The organism is Streptomyces sp. 13-12-16 (assembly GCF_002114215.1).
Taxonomy (GTDB): Bacteria; Actinomycetota; Actinomycetes; order Streptomycetales; family Streptomycetaceae; genus Streptomyces.
On record NZ_NCTE01000650.1, the window covers coordinates 4808 to 13033 of the forward strand.

Genomic DNA, 8226 nt, shown 5'->3' on the forward strand with positions numbered 1-8226 from the left:
CCGTCGCCTCGGGGACGTTCAGCCGCAGCCCCCTGGCCCGGCGGGCCCGGGCCAGCTCGGCGGCCCCGAAGATCAGCAGCCGGTCACGTTCCGTGGGGGTCAGTCTCACGACGCGACACCTCCTCACCTTCCCTGGTTTAGAGCATCACTCTAAACGTGGAATTCCCGCAACGGAACCGTTGACGGCGACCACTGCCAGCCGTCACATTGAACGTCGCTCTAACACCATGCGGCCGTTCGGAGGAGACCAGTCATGCTGATGGAACAGCGCGGAGTCGACACCGTCCCCGAGGCGGAACGCACCAGCGGGCCGCGGGACCTCGTCTCGATCCTGCTGGGGTCCAACCTCTGTCTGGGCGTGATCGTCTTCGGCTGGCTGCCGCCGTCCTTCGGACTGGACTGGTGGTCGTCGGTGAGCTCGGTGATCGCGGGCACGGTCGTCGGCACACTGTTCACCGCCCCGCTGGCGCTGGTCTCGCTGCGCACGGCGACCAATCTGTCCACCTCCTCCGGCGCCCAGTTCGGCGTGCGCGGGCGGCTGGTGGGCTCGGTGGTCGGGCTGCTGCTGGCGCTCGGGTACACCGCGCTGACCGTGTGGATCGGCGGGGACGTGATGGTGGGCGTGCTCGAACGGCTGGTAGGACTGCCGTCCGGCGAGGCGTCCTACACCGTCGTCTACGCGCTGCTCGCCGCGGCGACCGTGGCGGGCGCGGTCTACGGCTACCGGGTGCTGCTCGCGATGTCGCGGGTGCTGGCGTTCGGCATGACGGCCCTGCTGGTCCTGGGGGTGATCGCCTACGCGCCCGACTTCACCACCGCCGCGCTGCCGGAGGCCGGCGGCTACCTGCTGGGCGGGTACTGGCCGACCTGGCTGCTGTCCGCGGTGGCGGCCGGGCTCTCCGGGCCGATCGCCTTCATCACCCTGCTCGGCGACTACACCCGCTACGTCTCCCCCGCCCGCTTCTCCTCCCGCCGGGTGCTGCGCGCGACCTGGCTGGGGCTGATGCTGGGTCTGCTGGTGCCGCAGTTGTTCGGCACCTTCACGGCGTACGCGGCGCGCGCCGCGCTGGACTACGCCGGTCCGCTGGTCGACGCCGCTCCCGGCTGGTACCTGGTGCCGCTGCTGCTGGCCGCCTCCGCGGGCTCGGTCGGCAACGCGGGTCTGATGCTCTACTCGATGGGCCTCGACCTGGACGCCATCGTGCCGCGCGCCTCCCGTGCGACGGCCACGTACGTCGTCGCCGTGGTCGCCACGGTCTGCGTGTTCACCGGGCACTACCTGTCGACGGCCCAGGACGCGATGACGTCGTTCGTGCTGCTGCTCACCGCGATCGGCACACCGTGGGCGGTGATCACGCTGATCGGCTTCGTCCGCTGCGGCGGGGTGTACGACGCCGACGCGCTCCAGGTCTTCAACCGCCGCGCACGGGGCGGGATCTACTGGTACACCGCCGGCTGGAACATCCCGGCCACGGCCTCCTGGGCGCTCGGCGCGGTCGTCGGCGTGCTGGCGGTGTCCCTGCCGTCGTACGAGGGCCCGCTGGTGACGCTCACGGGCGGGGTGGACGCGAGCTTCCTGCTGTCGGGGGTGGTGGGAGGCACGGCGTACGTGATGTCGGCCCCCGGCACCGCCGGAAGGCGCCGGGGTACGACGACCCCCGTGACCCGCCCGGCGGTCGAGGACGAGGCCGTTCGGGCCGGGAGGAGGCACGGGGGCGAATTCCCCGACGAGGCACGCACCTTGACGGACCGAGTCGAACAGTAGGTGGGCAGGGGGCCGGGGGCCCCGGGGGCGAAGCCGGGGCCCCCGGTGGCCCGCCGACGCCGGTGCCCTACGCCAGCCGGTGCATCCAGCCGTGCTTGTCCTCAACCGTACCCCGCTGGATGTCCAGCAGCGCCCGGCGCAGGCGGAGGGTGACCTCGCCCGGCCCGCCGCCGCTCTGCCGCCACTCGGCGCCGGCCCGCTTGACCGTGCCGACCGGGGTGATGACGGCCGCCGTACCGCAGGCGAAGACCTCGGTGAGGGTGCCGTTCTCCGAGTCGCGCTGCCACTGCTCGGCGGAGACGCGCTCCTCGACGGCCTCGTAGCCGAGGTCGCGGGCGACGCCCAGCAGGGAGTCACGGGTGACGCCCTCCAGGATGGAGCCGCTGAGGGCGGGAGTGACGATCTTGTCGCCGTACACGAAGTACAGGTTCATCCCGCCCAGTTCCTCGACCCACCGGTGCTCGACCGCGTCGAGGTAGCAGACCTGGTCGCAGCCCTTGGCGGCGGCCTCGGCCTGGGCGAGCAGGGAGGCCGCGTAGTTGCCGCCGGTCTTGGCGTCGCCCATGCCGCCGGGGACGGCACGGACGCGGTCCTCCGAGACCCAGATGGAGACGGGCTTCACGCCGCCCGGGAAGTAGGCGCCGGCCGGGGAGGCGATGACCAGGAACAGGTACTCGTTGGCGGGCTTCACACCCAGCCCGACCTCGGTCGCGATCATGAACGGGCGCAGGTAGAGGGACTCCTCGCCACCGTGCGCCGGCACCCACGCCCGGTCCTGGGCGACGAGGGCGTCGCACGCCTCGATGAAGGTCTCGACGGGCAGCTCGGGCATCGCGAGGCGCTTGGCGGAACGCTGGAAGCGCTCGGCGTTCTTCTCGGGGCGGAAGGTGGCGACGGAACCGTCGGGCTGCCGGTACGCCTTGAGGCCCTCGAAGATCTCCTGTGCGTAGTGCAGGACGGTGGTCGCGGGGTCGAGGGAGATCGGCGCGTACGGGACGAGCTGGCCGTCGTGCCAGCCGCGGCCCTCGGTCCACTTGATCGTCACCATGTGATCGGTGAAGTGGCGGCCGAACCCGGGGTTGGCCAGGATCGCCTCGCGCTCTGCGTCCGAGAGCGGGTGCGCCGAGGGCTTGAGCTCGATCGTGGGCGTCGTCATGAGTGGTTGTCCTTCACCGGTTGTAGTGACGGGCCGCGCACACTCCCGTACGGCCGGTGGCCAGTACTAGGACGTCCGAGCATTCCCTCATTCCGCGGCTCCGCGTCCGATTATCGCCCGGAGGCGGCGGCGGAAGAAACGGGGTGAATGCGGCCCGGTGGTCGATGGTGGCACCCGGCGGGGACAGGGGGAAGCCGCCGGGTGCGGATGCGACCCGGCGGCTTCGAATGTTTTCGAGGAGGGCGCCGGGTCAGCCGGCTACTCGTGCGGCGAGCGCGTCGCCGATCTGCGAGGTGCTGCGGGCGGGCAGGCCGCCGCGCTCCGCGAGGTCGGCGGAGACGGCGTCCTCGATGCGGGCCGCCTCGGCGTCGTGGCCGAGGTGGCGCAGCAGGAGGGCGACGGACAGGACCGTGGCGCTGGGGTCGGCCTTGCCCTGACCGGCGATGTCCGGGGCCGAGCCGTGCACGGGCTCGAACATGGACGGGTACTCGCGGCCCGGGTTGATGTTGCCGGAGGCCGCGACGCCGATGCCGCCGGAGACGGCCGCGGCGAGGTCGGTGATGATGTCGCCGAAGAGGTTGTCGGTGACGATGACGTCGAAGCGGGCCGGGTCGGTGACGAGGTAGATCGTCGCGGCGTCGACGTGGATGTAGTCGGTGGTGACCTCGGGGTACTCCTCGGCCACCTTGTTGAAGACGTTCGTCCACAGGTGGCCGGCGAAGGTCAGCACGTTGTTCTTGTGGACCAGCGTGAGCTTCTTGCGGGGGCGGGCCTGGGCGCGGGCGAAGGCGTCGCGGACCACGCGCTCGACACCGAAGGCCGTGTTGACGGACACCTCGGTGGCGACCTCGTGCGGCGTGCCCTTCCTGATGGTGCCGCCGTTGCCCGTGTACGGCCCCTCGGTGCCCTCGCGCACCACGACGAAGTCGATCTCCGGCTGGCCGGCCAGCGGCGTGGCGACACCCGGGAGGAGCTTCGACGGGCGCAGGTTGACGTGGTGGTCGAAGGCGAAGCGGAGCTTGAGCAGGAAGCCGCGCTCCAGGACGCCGGAGGGGACCGACGGGTCACCGATGGCGCCGAGCAGGATGGCGTCGTGCCGCTTCAGCTCGTCGAGGTCGGCGTCGGTGAGGGTCTCACCGGTGGCGTGGTACCGCTTGGCGCCGAAGTCGTACTCCTTGGTCTCCAGCTTCACATCCTGCGGAAGGACGGCGGAGAGGACCTTGAGACCTTCGGCCACGACCTCCTGGCCGATGCCGTCACCGGGGATCACTGCGAGATTGATGCTGCGAGACATGCGGGCACCCTACTCCTCGTCCCACGGGATGACATGCGGTGTCCGGCATGCGGACGCCGTCGGCGTGTCAGTGGCCGGTCGAGCCGCCGTTGTCCCTGCGGTCGAGGGCGCGCTGGAGCGCGGCGGCGGCGTTCTTGCGGTCGGATTCGCTGGTGCGGGAGGTGTGACGGACGCGGCGGCGGACGGTCGTCTCGGCCATGGGTCATCGACTCCTTCGGCATACGTGGAGTACGGAAAGGGGGTTGCGAGACACCGGAAGGGGCGGGGAGCGGCGGGCCGCAGGGGTTGCCTGCGCGGGGTCCGGCTCACGACCGCCGTTCGCTCGATCGAGCGAGTCGTTCGGCTCCTACAAAGCTAGAGGAGCGGACCGTGTCTGTCTGCACAATTACTCGGACTTCCTACTATCTGAGACGGCGGACCCGGTCGCACCGCTCCCACCTGCGAAAACACCGAACGGGCCAGGTCGGGGGGTGACCTGGCCCGTCCGGGGTCGGGGTGGGCGTCAGCCCATGTGCGGGTAGCCGTAGTCGGTCGGCGGGACCAGCGTCTCCTTGATGGCGCGGGTCAGGGTCCAGCGCATCAGGTTCTGCGGGGCGCCGGCCTTGTCGTTGGTGCCGGAGGCACGGCCGCCGCCGAAGGGCTGCTGGCCGACGACGGCGCCGGTCGACTTGTCGTTGATGTAGAAGTTGCCGGCCGCGTAGCGCAGCTTCTCCATCGTGTACGCCGCCGCCGCGCGGTCGCCCGAGATGACCGAGCCGGTGAGGGCGTAGTCGGACACCGACTCCATCTGGGTCAGCATCTCGTCGTACTTGTCGTCCTCGTAGACGTGCACGGCGAGGATCGGGCCGAAGTACTCGGTGCGGAACACCTCGTTCTCCGGGTCGGTGCACTCGATGACGGTCGGGCGGACGAAGTACCCGACCGAGTCGTCGTAGGAGCCGCCCGCGACGATCGTGCAGGCCGGGTCCTCCTTGGCGCGGTCGATGGCGGCCTTGTTCTTGGCGAAGGACCGCTCGTCGATGACGGCGCCGATGAAGTTCGACAGGTCGGTGACGTCACCCATGGTGATGTAGTCGACCTCGGCGGCGAACTCCTCCTTGAAGCCGGAGTTCCAGATCGACGCCGGGATGTACGCGCGCGAGGTGGCGCTGCACTTCTGGCCCTGGTACTCGAAGGCACCGCGGGTCAGCGCGGTCTTGAGGATCGCGGGGTCGGCGCTCGGGTGGGCGACGACGAAGTCCTTGCCGCCGGTCTCGCCGACCAGGCGCGGGTAGGTGCGGTACTTCTCGATGTTGTTGCCGACCGTCTTCCACAGGTGCTGGAAGGTCTTGGTCGAGCCGGTGAAGTGGATGCCCGCGAGGTCGCGGTGCTCGAGGGCGACCTCGGAGACCTCGATGCCGTCGCCGGTGACGAGGTTGATGACGCCCTTGGGCAGACCGGCCTCCTCCAGGAGCCGCATGAGCAGCACGGCGGCGTGGGTCTGGGTGGGGGACGGCTTCCAGACCACCACGTTGCCCATGAGGGCCGGCGCGGTGGGCAGGTTGGCGGCGATCGCGCTGAAGTTGAACGGCGTGATCGCGTAGACGAAGCCCTCCAGCGGGCGGTGGTCGAGGCGGTTCCACACGCCCGGGGAGTTGGCCGGGGGCTGCTCGGCGAGGATGCCGCGCGCGTAGTGGACGTTGAAGCGCCAGAAGTCGACCAGCTCGCAGGGGCTGTCGATCTCGGCCTGCTGGACGGTCTTGGACTGGCCCAGCATGGTGGAGGCGGCGATGGTCTCGCGCCAGGGGCCGGCCAGCAGTTCGGCGGCGCGCAGGATGATCGCCGCGCGGTCGTCGAAGGCCATCGCGCGCCAGGCGGGCGCGGCGGCGAGGGCCGCGTCGATGGCGTCCTGGGCGTCCTGCCGGGTGGCGTTGGCGTAGGTGCCCAGGCGGGCCTTGTGGTTGTGCGGCTGCACGACGTCGAAGCGCTCGCCGCCGCCCATCCGCTTCTCACCGCCGATGGTGCAGGGCAGGTCGATCGGGTTGTCGGCCAGCTCCTTGAGCTTGGCCTCCAGCCGGGCGCGCTCGGGCGTACCGGGGGCGTAGCCGTGCACCGGCTCGTTGACGGGGGTGGGGACCTGGGTCACAGCGTCCATGGGTGGCGTAACTCCTTGTCGTGAGCGGTGTGGGTCAGCCCTTGGTGATCATGCTGCGTGCGAAGAACCGCAGGTTGGCGGGCTTCTCCGCGAGCCGCCTCATGAAGTAGCCGTACCAGTCGGTGCCGTAGGCCGTGTAGACGCGCATGCGGTGGCCCTCGGCGGCCAGTCGCAGGTGCTCGTCGCTGCGGATGCCGTAGAGCATCTGGAACTCGTACTCGTCGAGCTTGCGTCCGGCGGTGCGGGCCAGTTCCTGGGTGATGGAGATCAGGCGCGGGTCGTGGGACCCGATCATCGGGTAGCCCTCGCCCTCCATCAGTGTCCGCAGGATGCGCACGTACGCCTTGTCGATCTCGTGCTTCTGCTGGTAGGCGACCTCTGCGGGCTCCTTGTAGGCGCCCTTCACCAACCGTACGCGACTGCCGGCCGCGGCGAGGCGGCGCGCGTCCTCCTCGGTGCGGAAGAGGTAGGCCTGGATGACGCAGCCCGTCTGCGGGACGTCCTTGCGCAGCTCCTCGTGGATGGCGAACATCGAGTCGAGGGTGGTGTGGTCCTCGGCGTCCAGCGTGACCGTGGTGCCGATCTCGGCGGCGGCCTCGACGACCGGGCGGACGTTGGCGAGGGCCAGCTCGTGGCCGCCGTCCAGCGCCTGGCCGAACATCGACAGCTTGACGGACATCTCCGCGCGGGTGCCGAGCTCCAGCGGCCGCAGCCGGCCGATCAGCTCCAGGTACGCGTCGCGGGCCGCGGCGGCCTGCTCGGGGGTGGTGATGTCCTCGCCGACGACGTCCATGGTGAGTTCCAGGCCGTTGCCGGTGAGCTCCTGGATGATCGGCAGGACCTCGTCGACGGTCTCCCCGGGGATGAAGCGGTCGACGACCTGCTTGGTCACCGGGGCCGCCGAGATCAGGCGTCGCATCCGGTCGCTGCGCGACGCGGCGAGAATCACGGGACCCAGCACGGGGCACCTCCACAAGCTGCATGAGGCCGTCGCCCGACGATTCGGGCACGGCACGGAGAACCACCGTGAAACCTACGGATGCCCCCGATCGTGGGCCATCGACAGCTGTCACGCATCCGTGCCGCAGATCTCAGACAGATGTATGAAGGCTCCGGGATTTTGCGGCAGAATGCCCGGGTGACGTCGGAACACAGGGACGACTACCAGGAGCTGGTGGACGAGATCTCGGAGCTGCTGGGCGCTCCGGCGACCCTGGAGAACCGCGATTTCGAGCTGATCGCCTTCGGGGCGTACGACAGCGAGGGCGACCTCGATCCGTCCGCGCTGGACCCGGTGCGCACCCGCTCGATCCTGACCCGCCGTTCGACGGCCGCCGTCCGCGCCTGGTTCGAGGGCTTCGGCATCACGCGCGCGACCGGCCCGGTCCGCATCCCGCGCACCCCGGAGGCGGGCGTGCACCGGGGACGCGTCTGTCTGCCGGTACGGCACCGGAGCGTCGTCCTCGGTTATGTCTGGCTGCTCGACTACGACCCCGGCCCCTCGGAGCAGCAGCTGGACGCGGCCATGCGGGTGACGGCGCGGATCGGCGCGCTGCTCGCGGACGAGGCCCAGCACGGTGCCGACCTCACACGGGAACTGCGCGCGGTGCTGACGGCGGAACGGGACTGGCAGCGGGAGATGGCCGTCGCCGAGCTGCGCACCGCCCTGGGCGGCCGCGCCGACGGTCCGCACACGGTGGTCTGCGTCGCCCCCTGGCCCTCCGCCGGCCCGGACGACGCCCCGTCGGTGCGCACGGTGCCGGGGGCCACGGCGCTGTGCACCCTGCCGTGGGGGACCGGGGGAACCTCCCGCGCCCTCGAGGCGGCGGGGGGCGGCCTGTCCCTGGCCCTGCTGCTGCGGTTGCGCTCGACGGACG

Annotated in this window: 7 protein-coding genes and 1 pseudogene; 2 read left to right on the forward strand and 6 right to left on the reverse strand. The window is 70.7% G+C overall.

Going from position 1 to position 8226, the window contains the following annotated elements:
- On the reverse strand, positions 1–109 hold a 109-nt coding region (locus tag B7767_RS44900), incomplete at its 3' end, for an urease subunit gamma (protein WP_179167273.1).
- A 144-nt stretch (positions 110–253) separates the two neighbouring features.
- On the opposite strand from B7767_RS44900, the gene B7767_RS25025 reads away from it, so the two are divergent.
- Positions 254–1765, forward strand: a complete 1512-nt coding sequence (locus B7767_RS25025) for a cytosine permease (protein WP_085574174.1) — start codon at positions 254–256, stop codon at positions 1763–1765.
- A gap of 67 nt (positions 1766–1832) precedes the next feature.
- Here the strand turns inward: B7767_RS25025 and B7767_RS25030 are convergent, their stop codons facing one another.
- The 5 genes from B7767_RS25030 to B7767_RS25045 form a co-directional block, all read right to left on the reverse strand.
- Positions 1833–2921 (reverse strand): branched-chain amino acid aminotransferase, encoded by a 1089-nt coding sequence (locus B7767_RS25030; protein WP_085574175.1) that lies wholly within the window; start codon positions 2919–2921, stop codon positions 1833–1835.
- Between the two features lie 250 nt (positions 2922–3171).
- Entirely contained in the window at positions 3172–4215 is a 1044-nt protein-coding gene (locus B7767_RS25035; protein ID WP_073936422.1) for a 3-isopropylmalate dehydrogenase, read from the reverse strand.
- A gap of 67 nt (positions 4216–4282) precedes the next feature.
- Positions 4283–4414, reverse strand: a complete 132-nt coding sequence (locus B7767_RS48320; protein ID WP_106982032.1) for a hypothetical protein — start codon at positions 4412–4414, stop codon at positions 4283–4285.
- 303 nt (positions 4415–4717) lie between these two features.
- Positions 4718–6349: an L-glutamate gamma-semialdehyde dehydrogenase gene (gene pruA / locus B7767_RS25040; protein WP_085574176.1), complete on the reverse strand. Its 1632-nt coding sequence runs from the start codon at positions 6347–6349 to the stop codon at positions 4718–4720.
- A gap of 34 nt (positions 6350–6383) precedes the next feature.
- Positions 6384–7310 carry a proline dehydrogenase family protein gene (locus B7767_RS25045; RefSeq protein WP_085574177.1) on the reverse strand — a complete coding sequence of 309 codons (927 nt, stop codon included), beginning with the start codon at positions 7308–7310 and terminating at the stop codon, positions 6384–6386.
- 138 nt (positions 7311–7448) lie between these two features.
- Here B7767_RS25045 and B7767_RS25050 point away from each other — a divergent pair.
- A pseudogene (locus B7767_RS25050) lies at positions 7449–8226 on the forward strand (PucR family transcriptional regulator); the annotation flags it as partial.

Bases quoted from the DNA above. Each gene is read 5' to 3' on its own strand.
- B7767_RS25025 (WP_085574174.1), top strand. From the start codon at position 254: ATGCTGATGGAACAGCGCGGAGTCGACACCGTCCCCGAGGCGGAACGC.
- B7767_RS25030 (WP_085574175.1), bottom strand. From the start codon at position 2,921: ATGACGACGCCCACGATCGAGCTCAAGCCCTCGGCGCACCCGCTCTCG.
- B7767_RS25035 (WP_073936422.1), bottom strand. From the start codon at position 4,215: ATGTCTCGCAGCATCAATCTCGCAGTGATCCCCGGTGACGGCATCGGC.
- B7767_RS48320 (WP_106982032.1), bottom strand. From the start codon at position 4,414: ATGGCCGAGACGACCGTCCGCCGCCGCGTCCGTCACACCTCCCGCACC.
- pruA (WP_085574176.1), bottom strand. From the start codon at position 6,349: ATGGACGCTGTGACCCAGGTCCCCACCCCCGTCAACGAGCCGGTGCAC.